The 17,042-nt window shown below is 72.6% G+C and carries 15 protein-coding genes and 1 tRNA gene; 4 read left to right on the forward strand and 12 right to left on the reverse strand.

Going from position 1 to position 17,042, the window contains the following annotated elements; genetic code table 11:
- Positions 1-42 precede the first annotated feature (42 nt).
- Genes IG64_RS17380 through IG64_RS17395 form a run of 4 tightly spaced genes read right to left on the reverse strand, consistent with a single transcriptional unit; the run spans position 43 to position 4,191 of the window.
- On the reverse strand, positions 43-1,293 hold the full coding sequence (locus tag IG64_RS17380) for a beta-ketoacyl synthase N-terminal-like domain-containing protein (protein WP_037857060.1): 1,251 nt from the start codon (positions 1,291-1,293) through the stop codon (positions 43-45).
- Positions 1,290-2,558, reverse strand: coding sequence for a beta-ketoacyl-[acyl-carrier-protein] synthase family protein (locus tag IG64_RS17385; protein ID WP_037857064.1), 1,269 nt, complete (start codon positions 2,556-2,558; stop codon positions 1,290-1,292). Before IG64_RS17385 ends, IG64_RS17380 begins: the two co-directional genes overlap by 4 nt.
- Positions 2,555-3,007 carry a cupin domain-containing protein gene (locus tag IG64_RS17390; RefSeq protein WP_037857066.1) on the reverse strand — a complete coding sequence of 151 codons (453 nt, stop codon included), beginning with the start codon at positions 3,005-3,007 and terminating at the stop codon, positions 2,555-2,557. Before IG64_RS17390 ends, IG64_RS17385 begins: the two co-directional genes overlap by 4 nt.
- 41 nt (positions 3,008-3,048) lie before the next feature.
- Positions 3,049-4,191: a SchA/CurD-like domain-containing protein gene (locus tag IG64_RS17395; protein WP_037857067.1), complete on the reverse strand. Its 1,143-nt coding sequence runs from the start codon at positions 4,189-4,191 to the stop codon at positions 3,049-3,051.
- A gap of 274 nt (positions 4,192-4,465) precedes the next feature.
- Between IG64_RS17395 and IG64_RS17400 the strand changes: the two genes are divergently transcribed.
- Entirely contained in the window at positions 4,466-6,109 is a 1,644-nt protein-coding gene (locus IG64_RS17400; protein ID WP_037857069.1) for an FAD-dependent oxidoreductase, read from the forward strand.
- 63 nt (positions 6,110-6,172) lie between these two features.
- Here IG64_RS17400 and IG64_RS17405 read toward each other — a convergent pair.
- Positions 6,173-6,246, reverse strand: a tRNA-Thr gene (locus IG64_RS17405).
- Between the two features lie 258 nt (positions 6,247-6,504).
- Between IG64_RS17405 and msiK the strand changes: the two genes are divergently transcribed.
- The 3 genes from msiK (at position 6,505) to IG64_RS17420 (ending at position 9,439) form a co-directional block, all read left to right on the forward strand.
- The gene (msiK, locus tag IG64_RS17410; protein ID WP_037857073.1) at positions 6,505-7,641 is read left to right on the forward strand and encodes a diacetylchitobiose ABC transporter ATP-binding protein MsiK; all 1,137 of its coding nucleotides are present in this window, start codon (positions 6,505-6,507) and stop codon (positions 7,639-7,641) included.
- 276 nt (positions 7,642-7,917) lie between these two features.
- Positions 7,918-8,367, forward strand: a complete 450-nt coding sequence (locus IG64_RS17415; RefSeq protein ID WP_037857076.1) for a hypothetical protein — start codon at positions 7,918-7,920, stop codon at positions 8,365-8,367.
- Between the two features lie 340 nt (positions 8,368-8,707).
- On the forward strand, positions 8,708-9,439 hold the full coding sequence (locus IG64_RS17420) for a nucleotidyltransferase family protein (protein WP_037857080.1): 732 nt from the start codon (positions 8,708-8,710) through the stop codon (positions 9,437-9,439).
- A 144-nt stretch (positions 9,440-9,583) separates the two neighbouring features.
- Here the strand turns inward: IG64_RS17420 and IG64_RS17425 are convergent, their stop codons facing one another.
- From IG64_RS17425 to IG64_RS17455, 7 genes are all read right to left on the reverse strand, one after another.
- Entirely contained in the window at positions 9,584-11,371 is a 1,788-nt protein-coding gene (locus tag IG64_RS17425) for a DoxX family protein (protein WP_078884057.1), read from the reverse strand.
- Positions 11,372-11,557: 186 nt separating this feature from the next.
- Positions 11,558-12,499, reverse strand: a complete 942-nt coding sequence (gene rlmB, locus IG64_RS17430) for a 23S rRNA (guanosine(2251)-2'-O)-methyltransferase RlmB (RefSeq protein WP_037857087.1) — start codon at positions 12,497-12,499, stop codon at positions 11,558-11,560.
- A 133-nt stretch (positions 12,500-12,632) separates the two neighbouring features.
- A complete protein-coding gene (gene cysS / locus IG64_RS17435; protein WP_037857271.1) occupies positions 12,633-14,033 on the reverse strand; it encodes a cysteine--tRNA ligase in 1,401 nt (466 codons plus the stop codon).
- Positions 14,034-14,129: 96 nt separating this feature from the next.
- Positions 14,130-14,534 (reverse strand): PPOX class F420-dependent oxidoreductase, encoded by a 405-nt coding sequence (locus IG64_RS17440; RefSeq protein WP_037857089.1) that lies wholly within the window; start codon positions 14,532-14,534, stop codon positions 14,130-14,132.
- A 100-nt stretch (positions 14,535-14,634) separates the two neighbouring features.
- Positions 14,635-15,147, reverse strand: coding sequence for a 2-C-methyl-D-erythritol 2,4-cyclodiphosphate synthase (ispF, locus tag IG64_RS17445; RefSeq protein ID WP_037857091.1), 513 nt, complete (start codon positions 15,145-15,147; stop codon positions 14,635-14,637).
- The gene (ispD, locus tag IG64_RS17450) at positions 15,137-15,901 is read right to left on the reverse strand and encodes a 2-C-methyl-D-erythritol 4-phosphate cytidylyltransferase (RefSeq protein ID WP_037857094.1); all 765 of its coding nucleotides are present in this window, start codon (positions 15,899-15,901) and stop codon (positions 15,137-15,139) included. The genes ispF and ispD overlap by 11 nt, the downstream gene beginning before the upstream one ends.
- Positions 15,902-16,364: 463 nt before the next feature.
- Complete coding sequence (locus tag IG64_RS17455; RefSeq protein WP_003953493.1) at positions 16,365-16,847, reverse strand: CarD family transcriptional regulator; 483 nt, start codon at positions 16,845-16,847, stop codon at positions 16,365-16,367.
- Between the last annotated feature and the right edge of the window lie 195 nt (positions 16,848-17,042).

The raw sequence follows: 17,042 nt of genomic DNA on the forward strand, positions 1-17,042 counted from the left end.
CGGCGTGAAGCTCCCGGCGCCACCAGACCCTGACGTCAGGACCTAGGGGGCGTCGGCGGTGCCGTGCCGCAGCACCAGCGCCGAGTTCGAGCCCATGAGCCCCCGGCCCAGGACCAGTGCCGTGCGCACCTGCGCGGCACGCGCGCGGCCGGTCACCAGATCGAGGTCATGGCAGATGTCGAAGACATTGGGGGTGGGCGGGATCAGACCGTGCTCCATCGAGAGCACCGCCGCCGCCGCGTCCAGCACCGGGGCCGCGCAGTACGCCCGGCCGATGCCGGTCTTGGGCGCCGTCACCGGCACCCGCCGTCCGTGCGCGCCGAGCGCGTCGGCGATCGCCAGCGCCTCCGCCCGGTCCGCCTCGGGCACACCGAGCGCGTCCGCGAAGACCACGTCGACCTCCTCCGGGGCGCAGTCCGCGTCCGCCAGGGCCGCGCGGATCGCCTCCGCCAGTCCCTGCCGGGACAGCTCCCAGCGGGAGGCGCCCGTGAAGGTGGCCGCGTGCCCGGCCACGGTCGCCCGTACCGGCACGCCCCGCTCCCGGGCCGACTGTGCCGCCTCCACGACGAGCATCGCGCCGCCCTCGGCGGGCACGAACCCGCACGCCGCCTCGGTGAACGGCCGGTACGCCCGCTCCGGATCGGCCACCGGGCTCAGTTCGCGGTAGCCGAGCTGGCACACCACCGAGTACGGGGCCAGCGGCGCCTCCGTCGAGCCGGCCACGATCACGTCCGTACCGCGCCGCACGGCACGCGCCGCGTGCGCGAGGGCGTCCAGACCGCCGGCCTCGTCGGCGGCCACCACCGAGCACGGCCCCTTGAACCCGCGCCGGATGGAGATCTGGCCCGTGCTGGCCGCGTAGAACCAGGCGATCGACTGCCACGGGCCGACGTACCGCCTGCCCTTGCCCCACAGCTTCTGCAGCTCCCGCTGGCCGAACTCGCCGCCGCCCGACCCGGCCGCCGTCACCACGCCCGCCGAGAACGGCGCCTCGTCCGTGTCGGCCCGGCCCAGCCGGGCGTCCTCCAGCGCCGCGTCGGCCGCCGCCATCGCGAAGTGCGTGAACCGGTCGGTCTGCACGAGGTAGCGCTCCTCGACCGTCTCCGACGGATCGAAGGACCGCACCTCGCCCGCCACCTTCAGCGGCAGCCGCTCACAGCCCTCGCGCGTGACCCGGTCGAGGACGCTCACACCCTCCTGGGTGGACTTCCAGAAGGTCTCGGTGCTGTTTCCGTTGGGCGCCACGACACCGATGCCGGTGACGGCCGCCCGCCGCTTCGCGGGTGCGCTCATAGCGTCCTCTCCCTCTGCCGGGTCAGGATCACCGCGGACTGGAAACCGCCGAAGCCGCTGCCCACGGAGAGCACGCTGTCCAGCTTCCGTTCCCGGGCGACCCGCGGGACGTAGTCCAGGTCGCACTCGGGGTCCGGGGTCGTGTAGTTCGCCGTCGGCGGGACCACCTGGTGGGCCAGCGCCAGCACGCAGGCCACCACCTCGATCGCCCCGATCGCGCCCAGCGAGTGACCCACCATCGACTTGATGGAACTCATCGGCGTGTCGTAGGCGTGGTGGCCCAGCGCCCGCTTCACCGCGGCCGTCTCGTGCCGGTCGTTCTGCCGGGTGCCGGAACCGTGCGCGTTCACGTAGCCGATCGCGGTGGCGTCCAGCCGGGCGTGGTCCAGCGCCGTCTCGATGGCCCGCGCCATCTCCAGACCCTCACTGGTCAGACCCGTCATGTGGTAGGCGTTGCCGAACGTCGCGTAGCCGCTCAGCTCGCAGTACACGTGCGCACCGCGCGCCCGGGCGTGCTCCAGCTCCTCCAGGACCAGCACCGCGCCGCCCTCGCCCATGACGAACCCGTCACGGTCGTTGTCGAAGGGCCGCGAGGCGTGCGCCGGGTCGTCGTTGTTCGGCGACGTGGCCTTGATCGCGTCGAAGCACGCCATCGTGATCGGCGATATCGGCGAGTCCGACGCACCGGCTATGCAGATGTCGGCCCGGCCCTCCTCCACGGTGTGCAGCGCGTACCCGACCGCGTCGAGACCGGAGGTGCAGCCCGTCGAGACGGTCTGCACCGGCCCGCGCGCCCCGAACCGCTCCGCCACCGTCGAGGCCAGCGTGCTCGGCGTGAACGCCCGCTCCAGATACGGCTGCGCCCGCTCGTGGTCCACGTCCCAGCGCTCACCGCCATGGCTGACCAGGACGTAGTCGCTCTCCAGCCGGGTGGTGCCGCCCACCGCGGTGCCCAGCGAGACCCCGACCCGCCACGGGTTCTCCGCTGCGAAGTCGAGTCCGGAGTCCCGTACGGCCTCCTGCCCGGCGGCGAGCGCGAACTGGATGTAGCGGTCGCAGCGCGCCACCTGGTCCTCGGACAGCCCCGCGGCCACCGGGTCGAAGTCGCACTCCGCGGCGATCTGCGACCGCAGGCCGGACGGGTCGAAGAACGTGATGCCCCGCGTCGCCGTCCGCCCGTTGGCCAGCAGGTCCCAGAACGCCGGCGCGCCGATCCCGCCCGGCGCCACGATGCCTATGCCGGTGACCGCCACCCGCCTGGTCATGAGCGGACCTCGGCCGCGTCGGCCGGCACCGCCACCGGCTCCCCGGCCCCGGACGGCACCGCCTCCGTGCCCTCGGTGTCCACGTGCCCGAGCTGCGGGCGCGGCGCCAGCGGTCCGAGGTGGAAGACGATCCGCGCCTCGACCTTGCCCACGTTGCGGAAACGGTGGCGCATGTAGGCCGGGATCATCAGCCCCTGCTCGGGCCTGAGCGGGTGCGGCTCACCGTCCAGGTCCACCTCCAGGTCGCCGCAGACGACGTACACGAACTCCTCGGAGTACGGGTGGTAGTGCTCCCCGATGCGGTCACCGGGCTGCACGATGGCCACCCCCATGAAGCCGCTGGTGGAGCCCACCGTGGCCGGGGTGAGCATGGCGCGCAGATCGCCTCCGCGCTTGGTGTTGGGCTCGGTGTCGCTGAGATCCACGATCTTGGGCCTGGCTTTGATCACGTCGTTCCTCCGGTGGTGTGTACGTCGGCTGAAGGGAAACGTCAGGCGTCCGGCGCGGACCGGCGGTCGGTGACGAGGTCCATCCGGGCGAGGTCGAGCAGCCGTGCCAGGTCGCCGTCCTTCTTCGCCGCGCCCTCGTCGAGCAGCGTCGTCAGCTCCGACACCTGCGCGGAGTCCGCCAGCCCCAGCGCCGAGGCCGGGTCCGCGTCCAGACCGTCCCGCACATCGATCAGGCGTACGACCACGTCGTCCCGCTCGAAGACCGTGCTGCGCAGCACCGCACTGGCCGGGTCGTCGGCCGCCCGCTCGTCGTGCTGGGCCAGCAGCTCCGCCAGCCGCATGCCCATGCCGGGCCGCGCCGGGTAGTACAGCGCGTGCCGCTGCGCCCGCTCGTCGTCCTGGCCGCTCGTCACGTGGTGCACGGCCGGCAGCGCCGCCCGGGTGAAGAACACCCGCACCGACTCCTGGTCGGCGAAGTCCCGCTCCTGCTCCAGGTACGGGTTGATGGCCTCCTCCACCGCCCGGATCTCCGGCTGCCGCGCCACGTGCCGGAGCGCCGCCAGCAGGTCACCGCGCACCTCGATGGCGCGCACCACACGGTTGCCGTGCATGAACAGCGAGGTACGGCACAGCCGGGTCGTGTCGTCCACCCGCGCCTGCGGCGACTCGTAGTTCGCCAGCAGCTCGGCGACCTTCTTCTCACTGCCCGGCTTCACCGTGAACGTCAGCGCGTGCCGGATCACACCGTCACCGATGCGCGGCGACGTCTGCAGCCGCCGCTCACCCGACACGGCGCGGGCCGCCTCCCCGCCGGTCTCCCGGACGATGTGGAAGCGCAGCGACCGGGTGTCCCGGATGCAGCTGTGCATCGGCTGCACCATCCGCACGTGCTCCTCGCTGTTCACCCACGCGAGGAACGGCGGCGCGCTCTCCCACTCGCTCGTGATCAGCCACTGGGAAGGGTTCTCGATCGACTGGCACAGCTGGTCGCTGACGTGTCCGGGAACGGACGAGACCTGCTTGCCCATCTCCTCGTACGCCTCCAGGAACTGCTGCTGGGCGCCGTCGTAGACGTCCACCAGCAGGACGACCCGGAGCCGGGAGCCGTCGAACACGGACTGGGAGACACGTTTCGAGGCCGGCTGCTCGGTGGGGTCTGAAACACGCTCAGAGATGGCGGTCATCTGCGTACGTCTCCTTGACGGGACTCGGTGACGGGCTTTCGGGGGTGCGCTGAACTGACGGCCTGCCACGCATGACACGACGTCAGCCTGATCTCGATCCTGAGCCGCCCGCGATCAGTGCGCGACTCGTATGAACCACGCGGGTGATCACACGGGTGATTGCCCCCGCGAACGCACGCGGACCGGCCCCGCGCCGGGCATGGAGACACCGACGGACACCGACCCGCCCGCGCCCCGCGCGCCCCCACACCGCACACCGCCCCAGGAGGCATCGATGCACCAAGAAGCCGACCACCGGGTACCCGTCCTCATCGTCGGCGGCTCCCTGGTGGGCCTGTCCACCTCGCTGTTCCTGGGCCGCCTCGGCGTGCCGCACCTGCTCGTCGAGCGGCACTCCGGCACCTCCATCCACCCCCGCGGACGCGGCAACAACGTGCGCACCATGGAGCTGTTCCGCGTGGCCGGCATCGAGGACGCCGTCAAGGACGCGGCGGCGCTCCTCGCCGGCAACCACGGCATCCTCCAGACCCCCACCCTCGTCGGCGACGCAGGCGAGTGGCTCTTCAAGCACATCGACCCGGGCGGCGGCATGGCGAGGTTCAGCCCCACCGGCTGGTGCCTGTGCAGCCAGAACGACCTCGAACCCGTCCTCCTGGAAGGCGCCCGCGCCCTCGGCGGCGACCTGCGCTACTCCCACGAGATGGAGACCTTCGAGCAGGACGCCGGCGGTGTCACCGCCACCGTCCGCGACCGCGCCACCGAGGAGCGGTACACCGTCCGCGCCGACTACCTCGTCGCCGCCGACGGCCCCCGCAGCCCCGTCCGCCGCCGGCTGGGCATCGGGCAGTCCGGGCCCGGTGACCTCTTCGCCAACGTCAGCGTCACCTTCCGCTCCAAACTCCTCGCCGACGTCGTGGGCGAGCGCCGCTTCATCTGCTGCTACCTCACCGACCCCGAAGCGGACGGCGCCCTGCTGCCCGTCGACAACAAGGAGCACTGGGTCTTCCACGCCCCCTGGCACCCCGAGCACGGCGAGACCCTCGACGAGTTCACCGAGGAACGCCTCCAGCGGCACATCCGCCGCGCCGTCGGCGTCCCCGACCTCGACGTCGAGATCACCGGCAAGGCCTCCTGGCGCGCCGCCGAACGCGTCGCCGAGCGCTACGGCGCCGGACGCGTCTTCCTCGCCGGCGACTCCGCCCACGAGATGTCCCCCACCGGCGCCTTCGGCTCCAACACCGGCATCCAGGACGCGCACAACCTGGCCTGGAAACTCGCCGCCGTCCTGCAGGGCTGGGCCGGACCCGGCCTGCTGGACACCTACGACAGCGAACGCCGGCCCGTCGCCACCGCCACCAGCGCCCGCGCCTCCGCCCGCTCCGTCGAACACAGCCACCCCGGCTTCGCGCCCGCACCCGGCATCGGCGGCGGAAAGCGGGGCGGCATCCTCAACGTCGTCCTCGGCTACCGCTACCCCGACGGCGCCGTCGTCGGCGCCGGACCCGGCCAGGACGCCGTCCCCGACACGATGCGTCTGACCGGCGAACCCGGCACCCGCGCACCCCACCTGTGGGTGCACCGCTCCGGCACCCGCATCTCCACCCTCGACCTGTACGAACGCACCCTCGTGCTGCTCAGCGACGCCGGGTCCGGGACGGACTGGCACACGGCGGCCCAGCGCATCGCGCAGTCCGGGATCCCCCTGAACTCCTACCGCTTCGGCGCCGACCTCACCTACGCCGAGCAGAGCGGCCCGGACTCCCCGCCCTGCGACTGGGCCCGCACGCACGGCACCACCGCCGAGGGCGCCGTCCTCGTCCGCCCCGACGGTTTCGTCGCCTGGCGCGCCCCCGGCGCCGTACCGGACCCGGAGGGAGTGCTCCGGGAGGTCCTCGCGGCCCTGCTGCGGACCACCTGACCCCAACCACTCACCCCGCACGGAAAAGGCCAGGTCAGACAGAGTCTGACCTGGCCTTTCGCGAGCCCCCTGTCGGATTCGAACCGACGACCTACGCATTACAAGTGCGTTGCTCTGGCCAGCTGAGCTAAGGAGGCGTGCTGGGTCGTGCCCGTGCAGTGTACCCAGGTCGCCGCCGCGCCCCGTCGAAAATTTCCGCGAAGTTCACACCCCTCCACCTACTGACAGAGCAGGTGAACGCCAGGTACCGTCCTGTGCCAGTTCACTCTTGTGGACCACGCGAGCACCAGGACGGACCATCCGGCGGGGCATTCCCCGGGGCATCCGTCGTGGCAACCGCCTTCCTACTCGGATCGTCCGGCACGTTCCTGCCGGTAGAAGGGGGCCCATTCACCATGGCCACTGTGCAGTTCGACAAGGCGACCCGGATCTACCCGGGTTCCGAGAAGCCCGCCGTCGACGCCCTGGAGATCGACATCGCGGACGGCGAGTTCCTCGTCCTGGTCGGCCCCTCCGGCTGCGGCAAGTCCACCTCGCTGCGCATGCTCGCGGGGCTCGAGGACGTCAACGGCGGTGCCATCCGCATCGGTGACCGTGACGTCACCCACCTGCCGCCGAAGGACCGGGACATCGCCATGGTGTTCCAGAACTACGCCCTCTACCCGCACATGACGGTCGCCGACAACATGGGCTTCGCGCTCAAGATCGCCGGTGTCAACAAGGCGGAGATCCGGCAGAAGGTCGAGGAGGCCGCGAAGATCCTCGACCTGAGCGAGTACCTGGACCGCAAGCCGAAGGCGCTCTCCGGCGGTCAGCGCCAGCGTGTCGCCATGGGCCGCGCGATCGTGCGTGAGCCGCAGGTGTTCCTCATGGACGAGCCGCTGTCCAACCTGGACGCCAAGCTGCGTGTGTCCACCCGTACGCAGATCGCCTCCCTGCAGCGCCGCCTCGGCATCACCACCGTCTACGTCACCCACGACCAGGTCGAGGCCATGACGATGGGCGACCGGGTCGCGGTCCTCAAGGACGGTCTGCTCCAGCAGGTCGACTCGCCGCGCAACATGTACGACAAGCCCGCCAACCTCTTCGTCGCCGGCTTCATCGGCTCGCCCGCCATGAACCTGGTCGAGGTGCCGATCACCGACGGCGGTGTGAAGTTCGGCAACAGCGTCGTGCCCGTCAACCGGGACGCGCTCAAGGCCGCCGCCGACAAGGGCGACCGTACGGTCACCGTGGGCGTGCGCCCCGAGCACTTCGACGTGGTCGAGCACAACGGCGGCGCCGCGGCCGCCCTGACCAAGGACAGCGCCGACGCCCCGGCCGGTCTCGCCGTCTCCGTCAACGTGGTCGAGGAGACCGGCGCGGACGGGTACATCTACGGCACCGTCGAGGTCGGCGGCGAGCAGAAGGACCTCGTCGTCCGCGTCAGCAGCCGTTCGGTCCCGGAGAAGGGCGCCACCGTGCACGTCGTGCCGCGGCCGGGCGAGACGCACGTGTTCTCCACCTCGACCGGCGACCGCCTGACGGACTGAGGCACCGCCCCCGGCGCCAGGACGCACCGGCGCACTGACGCCTTACGGCTGAAACCCCGGGAATGACCCTGGAGATTCACCCGAGTTGACGAGAAGGGCCCCGCGAACTGCCGCGGGGCCCTTCTCACCGTCTCCGCCCCACCCGCGCGTCACCCGGACACAGGGGACGTTTCGAGCAGTGTGCGTCAACACACCACCCGGAGAAGGGCAGTACACCGTCCCCCGAACAGGTGACTAAATGTCGCCAAATCATCACCGGGCGCTACCCTCACTCGCGTGAAGCACTCCACCACGCAACCCACGCGACGCGGCCGGGGCCCCGCCCGCCGGATCGGCCGCTCCCTCGCCCTCGTCCTGCCCGTCGTCCTGGTGCTCTCCGGGACCCTCGCGGTCACCCGAGTCAACTGGTCGGGGAACCCCTCGAACTCGGTGCTCACCGCGTCCGACCTGTCCGCGCCCGGCACCGCGGCCCACCCCCGGGCCCCGCAGGACGTGCTCCGGGACCACCTGCTGACGGAGTTGCAGGAGAAGGACCCGGGCGTCGCGCTCACCCACCTCCAGGAGGCGGTCGACGAACGCCCCTCGCTGGCCGGGCACTGCGCCTCGATCGCCCGCACCCTCGGCCGCGCCGCGGTCCGTATCTACGGCCCCGCCCGCGCCCAGTCCTACGCCCGGCCCGTCTGCGACACCTCCTACGCCTCCGGGGTCCTGGCCGCCCACAGCTGAGCGCACCGGCCCGGGAGGGCGGAGGACCCGGGACCGGGACCGGGCCTGGGTTCCTGGACCGAGGTCCGAGATCCGAGGCCGAGGTCCGGGTTCCCGGGCATGGGGGCTGAGCTGCGCCCGGCCCCCTCGCGGACGCCGGCCGTGCCCCACTCGGGCGCGGCTCAGGCCGCGCGCGGACGCGGCTCAGACCTCGCGCGGCCCTCCCGCAGGCTCCCGCGCACGTTCCGCGCGCACCCCCCGCCGGCCCGGCGCAGCGCCTCCCGTGGGCCGCCCGGGAGGTCTCCCGCCCCCGCCGGGGCAGCCGCGCGGTCGCAGCCGGGGTGCCACGTACAGTTCGGGCATGACCCATCCGAATGCGGCGTCCCGCCCCACACAAGCCGTCGTGCTGGCCGGTGGCCAGGGCTCCCGGCTGCGCCCCTACACCGACGACCGGCCCAAGCCGATGGTCGAGATCCCCGGTACGGGCACCCCGATCATCGGTCACCAGCTCGCCTGGCTCGCCGAGGAGGGCGTCACCGACGTGGTGGTCTCCTGCGGCCACCTCGCCGAAGTGCTGCAGGAGTGGCTGAAGTCGGCGCGGTTGCCCGTCAAGGTGACCACGGTCGTGGAGTCGGAACCCCTCGGCCGGGGCGGCGGCCTCAAGTTCGCCGCCGCGCACCTCCCCCACCCCGAGCGCTCCTGGTACGCCACCAACGGCGACATCTGGACCCGCTTCTCGCTGCGCGACATGGCGGACTTCCACACCGAGCGGGACGCGGTCGCGACCCTCGCGCTGGCCCGGCCGCGCATCCCGTGGGGCGCCGTGCAGACGGACGGCTTCGGTCACATCACGGACTTCATCGAGGCTCCCCCGTCGACCTTCGAGATCAACGCGGGCGTCTACGTCTTCTCGCCCGAGTTCGCCTCCCTGCTCCCGGAGCGCGGCGACCACGAGCGCACCACGTTCCCTCGGCTGGCCCGCGAGCGGCGGCTGGCCGGCTTCCCGATCCCGCAGGGCGCCTACTGGCGTGCCATCGACACCGCCAAGGACCTCACGGAGGCCGCCAAGGAGCTTTCCGCGCCGCGCAGGTGACGTCGGCGCAGGCGGCGTCCCGAAGGACGGCGAAGGCCCCGCACCGGGCACGGATCGTGCCGGGTGCGGGGCCTTCCGCGCGGGCGGGTCCTGTTGTGGTGCGGACCCCTCTGAGCCAGGGCGAGGGAGCCGCTGCCCCGGGTTTCAGCCCAGCAGGCCGCCGACCAGGCCGGGCTGGCCGGTGGAGGAGCTGCCGCCGGCGGAGCCGGAGGGCTGGGTGTCGCCGCCGGAGCCGCCCGATCCACCGCCGGAGCCCGTACCGCCGGTGGCGGAGCCGCCGGAGGCCGGTCCCGAGCTGGTGCTGGGCGCGTGCTGGGCCGGGGCGGAGTGGCGCGGCGGGATCCGGCCGCCGGTGCCCTGGGTCTGGCTGGGCGACCCGCCCGTGGCCGAGCCGCTGTCGCGGGTGGCGCCCGGCGCGGTGGCGGGGCCGCCGGTCGGGCCGCCGGCCGCGCCGTGACGGCTGGGCGAGGTGGAGGCCGACGGGGACCCGCGGTGCGCGGATCCCGTGCCCGTGCCGGACCGCTGCGGGAGCGGCGAGCCGGGCAGCTGGTTGCGCGGGGGCTCGCCGGGCCCCGGCACGACCACGTTGCCGGCGCCGCGCACCGCCCCGCCGAGCAGCGAGCCGACGAGCAGGGTGAGTCCGGTGACGACGACGGTGAGCAGCGCGCCGCGCCGCAGCACGTACCGGCGCAGGTCCCAGATGTCGGAGCGGGGTCCGAGCCGCCGCCAGGCGGAGGCCGCGAGCCGGCCGTCGACGGAGTAGACGGGGGCGCCGGCGATGACCAGCGGGGACCAGGCGGCGAGGTAGATGATGTCCGGGGCGTCGTAGACCGGGACGGTGCGCCAGCTGACGGTGACGATGAGCGCGGCCGACAGCAGTCCGCCGACCACCGCCGCGACCCGCTGCCAGCAGCCCAGGACCGTCAGGACACCGACGATGACCTGGAGGAAGGCGATGAGGAGACCGGAGCCGACCGGGTGCTGGAGGGCGAACTGGCGCAGCGGTTCGGCCACTTCCCAGGGGTGCAGTGCGGTGAGCCACTTGACCATGGAGCCGCGCTTGCCGCCGTCGAAGTAGAGCGGGTCGCACAGCTTGCCCATGCCGGCGTAGAGGGAGATGAAGCCGAGGAAGATGCGCAGCGGGAGGAGGACGACGCCGAGGTTCATCCGGCGGCCCGGGTAGTAGGCGTGGCGGGCCGGGTCGTCGCCGTGCCGCCTGCCCCGGCGGCGCCGGGCGCCGGGGGCGGTGGCCTCGCGGGCGTCCGGGTCGTCGTCGTAGGCGTGGCCGTCGGGGTCGTCGTAGGCGTAGCCGCCGTCGCCGTGGGCCGGCCGGGGGTGGCCGTAGGGCGGGTGGCCGCCGTGCCCCCGGTCGCCGTACGCGGACTCCTCGTAGGCGCTGCCCGCGGTGCGCATCTGCGGCAGCAGCCGGGTCTCGCCGGGCTCCGGGCCGCGCTGGGCGCCGACGACGGGGGTCTCGACGGTGCGGTCGAGGTCGTCGTAGCCGACCGGGCGGTACCCCGGGGCGGCATCGACGCGCGGGATGACCTGGGTCGCCCCGGCGTCCCCGGACGGCTCCTCGGTGTGGCCCACGCTGCCGCTGCGGACGGCCTGGAGGAGGCGGTGGGCTCCGGTGTCGTCCGGAGCGGACCGGCCGCTCCAGACGAGCGGCCGGCGGTGGGCGGCCCCGGCCCGGCCCGCCGTGCCGGCGGCGGGGACACGGACGGTGGGGTCGGTGACGCTCGGGTGCCGGGCGACCCGCGGGGACAGGGTGCGCCGCGAGGCGGCGCCCAACTGCACGCGGAAGCTCGCGTGAGTGACGATGACCTGCGCCGGATCGCTCGGCACCTTCACCATGCTCAGCGCGGGAGCGTCGTCGTATCCCGACGAGCGGTCCCCCGTGGGTGTGCGGGGTGTTCTGGTGTCCACACTCATCTAACCGAGTGGTGGGGAGTTAGGACACTGCCTTGACCCGCCGGATCTGTCCGGGCCGCGTCAAACATGCACCGGATGGGGGGATTTACCCGGCCGGGTGTACGCGCGAACGCCTGTTCTGATGCTTCCGGGGTCCGTCACGGTGCGGGCCCCGGCCGGACGCTGCCGCCCGGCCGGGCACTGCGGTCAGCCGCGCCTGCGCGCCGCCTCGTAGAGGACGATCCCGGCCGCGACACCGGCGTTCAGCGACTCCGCCCCGCCGGGCATCGGGATCCGCACCCGGAAGTCGCAGGTCTCCCCGACGAGCCGGGACAGGCCCTTGCCCTCGCTGCCGACGACGATGACGACCGGCCCTTCCAGGGCCTCCAGTTCACCCACTTCGACCTCGCCGTCGGCGGCCAGGCCGACGACCGTGATACCCGCCTTCTGGTACGACTCCAGGGCGCGCGTCAGGTTGGTGGCGCGGGCGACCGGCGTACGGGCGGCCGTCCCCGCGGACGTCTTCCAGGCACCGGCGGTCATGCCCGCCGCGCGCCGCTCGGGGACGACCACGCCGTGCCCGCCGAAGGCGGAGACGGAACGGACGACGGCACCGAGGTTGCGCGGGTCGGTGACCCCGTCGAGCGCGACGATCAGCGGGTCCTCGCCCGCCTCGGCGGCGGCGTCGGCCAGGTCCTCGGGGTGCGCGTACTCGTACGGCGGGACCTGGAGGACGAGGCCCTGGTGGTTGAGGCCGTTGGTCATGCGGTCCAGCTCGGGGCGCGGTGCCTCCATGAGGTTGATGCCACCGCGCTCGGCGGCGAGCTGGAGCGCCTCGCGCACCCGCTCGTCGTTGTCGATGAACTGCTGGACGTAGAGCGTGGTGGCGGGCACACCCCCGCGCAGCGCCTCGACGACCGGGTTGCGGCCGACGACCATCTCGGAGGCCGAGCGGCCGGCGCCGCGGCGCTGCGGCGGACGGCCCTGGGTGCGGCGCACCTTCGACTGGGCGGCGCGCTGCTTGGCGTGTCCCTTGCGCATCTCGGCGGGGGGCGTGGGGCCCTTGCCCTCCAGGCCGCGGCGCCGCTTGCCGCCGCTGCCGACCTGCGCGCCCTTCTTGCCGGACATGCGGCGGTTGTTAGCGGCCATGACCTACCTGTCTGTTCTGTCGGGAGCGTCGGCGTACGCCTGCCGCGTACGCCTCCTGCGTCTATGAAGGTACTTCCACGAGAAGTACGTGTGTGCAGTACGTCTATGCAGTGTGCCGCCCGGGGGTCTCGGGTCAGCGGGGGCCGAGGCTCCAGCGCGGGCCCTGGGGGCTGTCCTCGACGACCAGACCGGACTGGCCGAGCTGGTCGCGCAGGGCGTCCGCGGTGGCCCAGTCCTTGCGGGCGCGGGCGGCCTCGCGCTGGTCGAGGACCATCCGGACCAGGGTGTCCACCACCCCGTGCAGGTCCTCACCGCGGTCGGCGGCCTCACCCGCCCAGTGCTCGTCCAGCGGGTCCAGACCGAGGACGCCGAGCATGGCCCGCACCTCGGCGAGCCGGGCCACGGCCGCCTCCTTGTCGTCCGCCGCCAGCGCGCTGTTGCCCTGCCGGACGGTGGTGTGGACGACGGCCAGCGCCTGCGGGACGCCGAGGTCGTCGTCCATCGCCTCGGCGAAGGCGGGCGGCACCTCGGCGGAGGGCTCCACCGGCCCCGCCTTCTCCACCACGCGCTGGATGAAGCCCTCGATCCGCGCGAACGCGGACTCGGCCTCGCGCAGGGCCTCCTCGCTGTACTCGATGGTCGAGCGGTAGTGCGGGGTGCCCAGGTAATAGCGCAGGACGATCGGCCGCCACTGCCTGACCATCTCCGAGACCAGCACGGAGTTGCCGAGCGACTTCGACATCTTCTCGCCGCTCATGGTCACCCACGCGTTGTGCACCCAGTACCGGGCGAACTCGTCGCCGTAGGCCTTGGACTGGGCGATCTCGTTCTCGTGGTGCGGGAAGATCAGGTCGAGACCGCCGCCGTGGATGTCGAAGGCGTTGCCCAGGTACTTGTGCGCCATGGCCGAGCACTCCAGGTGCCAGCCCGGCCGCCCCTCGCCCCACGGCGTGGGCCAGGTCGGCTCGCCGGGCTTGGCCGCCTTCCACATCGCGAAGTCCCGCGGGTCCCGCTTGCCGGTCTCGCTGTCGGCGGCGGGCTGACGCAGGTTGTCCAGCTCCTGCCGGGACAGCTGGAGGTAGCCGGGGAAGGAGCGCACGTCGAAGTAGACGTTGCCGTCGGCGGCGTAGGCGTGCCCGCGCTCGATGAGCGTCCGCATCATCTCGATCATCTCCGGCACATGGCCGGTGGCGCGCGGCTCGTAGGTGGGCGGCAGGCAGCCGAGCGCGGTGTAACCGTCGTTGAACGCCCGCTCGTTGCCGTAGCCGATCGACCACCAGGGGCGGTGCTGCTCGTGCGACTTGGCGATGATCTTGTCGTCGATGTCGGTGACGTTGCGGATGAACGTGACCTCGTAGCCGCGGTAGGTGAACCAGCGGCGCATGATGTCGAAGTTCAGCCCCGAGCGGATGTGCCCGATGTGCGGGGCCGCCTGCACGGTGGCACCACACAGGTAGATCGAGACACAGCCCTGCTCGAGCGGGGTGAAGTCACGGATCTGCCGGGCGCTGGTGTCGTACAGGCGAATGGTCACCACTCCAGGGTAGTGGGCCGGGGGCAGTGCCTCACGCCCCTTCCCGCAAGCGGCGCCCCTTTCGTGACCGGCGACGGCCGCACCGGCGCGCGGCGGTCACAGGACGCCGACGACCTTGCGCGCCCTGATCCGGACGACCACGCGTTCGGAGTCCTGGGCGGAGGCCGGGTTGAACTCGGCGTACTTCTTCCCGGTGTACTTCACGGACAGCTCGTCGATGAGGTCCTGGCCGCCCTCGGTGGTCATCTCGGCGGTGCCGCGGATCTCGGCGTACTCGTACGGCGAGGCCGGGTCCTGGACGACGACGCTGACGCGGGCGTCGCGCTCCAGGTTCTTCGTCTTGCGGCGGCCGGCGGTGGTGGAGACGAGGAGGTCGTCGCCGTCCCGCTTGACCCAGACCGGCGACAGCTGGGGGCTGCCGTCGGGCTGCACGGTGCCGACGACGACGAAGACGGGGCCGTCGAGGAGGTTCTTGAGACGGTCGGACAGTACGGCGGACATGGGGCACCCTCCGGGACCTCGGTCACTGGCGCTTCACGGACGGCTCAGCGAAAGCTCGTCGCCGAGCCGGCGGTGACTCTGCGGGTACCCTCGCACGCGCTCAGCCCACCCGCACCACGAGCGCCGTGGCCACCGCCATCAAACCCTCGTCCCGGCCCGGGAAACCGAGTCCGTCGGTGGTGGCTCCGGAGACGGACACCGGCGCGCCGGCCGCCTCGGAGAGGATCTTCTGCGCCTCCTCGCGACGCTTGCCGATCTTCGGCCGGGGGCCGACGACCTGCACGGCCACGTTCCCGATCCGGAAGCCGGCCGCCCGTACGATCCGCGCCGCCTCCGTCAGCAGCGTGACGCCGGAGGCGCCCGACCACTCGGGCCGCCCGGTGCCGAAGTGCTGCCCGAGGTCGCCGAGGCCCGCGGCCGAGAACAGCGCGTTGCACGCGGCGTGCGCGACGACGTCCGCGTCGGAGTGCCCGGCCAGCCCGGGGCCCTGCCCCTCCCACTTCAGACCGGCGCACCACAGCTCGCGGCCGTCCTCGAAGGCGTGGATGTCGGTGCCGATGCCGACCTGGGGCAGCGGCTGCCCGGGGGTCGCGGGGGCGGTCTCAGAAGCCATCGTTGAGCCTCCGGCGGGCCAGGACCGCTTCGGCGAGCACGAGGTCGAGCGGGCGGGTGACCTTGAAGGCCTCCTCGTGGCCGGGCACGGCCACGACCCGCTCGCCGAGCTGTTCGACCATGCTCGCGTCGTCGGTGACGTCGTCGGTGACGGTCTCGTGGGCGCGGACCAGCGTCGCCCGGTCGAAGCCCTGCGGGGTCTGCACGGCCCGCAGCCGCGACCGGTCCGGGGTCGCCAGCACCGGCTCGGGGTCGCCCGCGGCCGCGGCCGGTTCGACCTCCTTGACGGTGTCCGCGAGCGGCAGCGCCGGTACGACGGCGGCGGCGCCCTCGCGCACGGCGTCGATCACCGCGTCCACGGTGTCCACGGGGACCAGCGGGCGCGCCGCGTCGTGCACGAGGACGATGTCGTGGCCGGGCGGCAGCGCGGCGAGCCCGAGCCTGACGGACTCCTGGCGGGACTCGCCGCCGGGCACGACGAGGAAACGGGTCCGCTCGGGCAGCGCGTGGGAGTCCAGGAGCGAGGTGACCTCGGCGGCGCCGTCGGGCGGGGCGACCACGATCACCAGGGCGACCGCGCGGGAGGCGGCCATGGCGCGGACCGCGTGGATGAGCATGGGCGTGCCGTTCAGCGTGCGCAGCGCCTTGGGGGCGCCGGGACCGAGGCGCACGCCCCGGCCGGCGGCCGGGATCACGACGGCGACGGGGGTCTGAGACCGGGCCTGTGCGGGCGAGGGTCGCGATTCGTCAGACATCGGTTCCTGTCAGGTTTGTGTTCCGGCTCGGCGTGGGTATGGCCACACCGTGCCGGGCGCGACGCCTCGACCGGACCCTTCCGTGACCTCGGTCGAGCCGACCGCCCGGGCCTGGCACACAGTATCGGGGGATCTTCCCCCGGGGGGACCACGGCGTTCGTTTGCGCGGGCAGGACTGTGCCGCGCCGCCGTGGGTACGGGTGTCCCCGTCGGGTGCACCCGTCAGGACGCGGTTCGTCGCCGCGGCGGCGGGTGCGCGAGTGTCCGGATGTGTCTTCGGGTACGACCATGCCGCAGCACCCGGCGGCGGATTCGCGCCCTCGGATGCCGCGGCATGTCACTCACCGTGCTGAAACCGAACAGAGGCGACATGGACGTCGCGGCTGGCGCCTCGCGTCAGGATGTCGGTGTGTCCCGTACCGGTCCGTATCGGTCAGGAAGCTCCGTACCGGAAAGCCCCGCGTCAGGACGCGAGGACCTCGTCGAGCAGAGCCTCGGCCTTGTCCTCGTTCGTGTTCTCCGCGAGCGCCAGCTCGCTCACCAGGATCTGGCGGGCCTTGGCGAGCATGCGCTTCTCACCGGCGGAGAGTCCGCGCTCGCGCTCGCGACGCCACAGGTCACGCACGACTTCCGCGACCTTGATGACATCGCCGGAGGCGAGCTTCTCCAGGTTTGCCTTGTAGCGACGCGACCAGTTCGTGGGCTCCTCGGCGTACGGAGCGCGCAGCACCTCGAAGACCCGGTCCAGCCCGTCCTGACCGACCACATCACGCACGCCGACGAACTCCGCATTGTCCGCTGGCACACGTACCGTCAGGTCACCCTGGGCGACCTTCAGCACCAAGTAGGTCTTGTCCACGCCTTTGATCTGGCGAGTTTCGATAGCCTCGATCAGCGCGGCCCCGTGATGGGGATAGACCACGGTGTCGCCAACCTTGAACGTCATGTGACAGGTACCCCTTCCGTGGCTATCCAGGGTAACACGGATACGGCGTCTTCTGAATGGCGTTTTCGCAGGTCAGGGCATATCTCGGGGCTTGACAACAGCAACCGGGACGTGCTTCGGAAGGGGCGCACGAGCCGGCGGCGGACAGGTATCCGCAGGTCGGAGGGGCTCTTCGCACAGGGTGAAACGCGTACG

The organism is Streptomyces sp. NRRL S-340 (assembly GCF_000720185.1).
GTDB lineage: Bacteria > Actinomycetota > Actinomycetes > Streptomycetales > Streptomycetaceae > Streptomyces.

Coding starts and splice junctions, on each gene's coding strand:
- IG64_RS17400 (WP_037857069.1), top strand. CDS start 4,466: ATGCACCAAGAAGCCGACCACCGGGTACCCGTCCTCATCGTCGGCGGC.
- rlmB (WP_037857087.1), bottom strand. CDS start 12,499: ATGGCCGCTAACAACCGCCGCATGTCCGGCAAGAAGGGCGCGCAGGTC.
- IG64_RS17395 (WP_037857067.1), bottom strand. CDS start 4,191: ATGACCGCCATCTCTGAGCGTGTTTCAGACCCCACCGAGCAGCCGGCC.
- ispD (WP_037857094.1), bottom strand. CDS start 15,901: ATGTCTGACGAATCGCGACCCTCGCCCGCACAGGCCCGGTCTCAGACC.
- IG64_RS17455 (WP_003953493.1), bottom strand. CDS start 16,847: ATGACGTTCAAGGTTGGCGACACCGTGGTCTATCCCCATCACGGGGCC.
- IG64_RS17440 (WP_037857089.1), bottom strand. CDS start 14,534: ATGTCCGCCGTACTGTCCGACCGTCTCAAGAACCTCCTCGACGGCCCC.
- IG64_RS17385 (WP_037857064.1), bottom strand. CDS start 2,558: ATGACCAGGCGGGTGGCGGTCACCGGCATAGGCATCGTGGCGCCGGGC.
- ispF (WP_037857091.1), bottom strand. CDS start 15,147: ATGGCTTCTGAGACCGCCCCCGCGACCCCCGGGCAGCCGCTGCCCCAG.
- IG64_RS17425 (WP_078884057.1), bottom strand. CDS start 11,371: ATGAGTGTGGACACCAGAACACCCCGCACACCCACGGGGGACCGCTCG.
- IG64_RS17420 (WP_037857080.1), top strand. CDS start 8,708: ATGACCCATCCGAATGCGGCGTCCCGCCCCACACAAGCCGTCGTGCTG.
- msiK (WP_037857073.1), top strand. CDS start 6,505: ATGGCCACTGTGCAGTTCGACAAGGCGACCCGGATCTACCCGGGTTCC.
- IG64_RS17380 (WP_037857060.1), bottom strand. CDS start 1,293: ATGAGCGCACCCGCGAAGCGGCGGGCGGCCGTCACCGGCATCGGTGTC.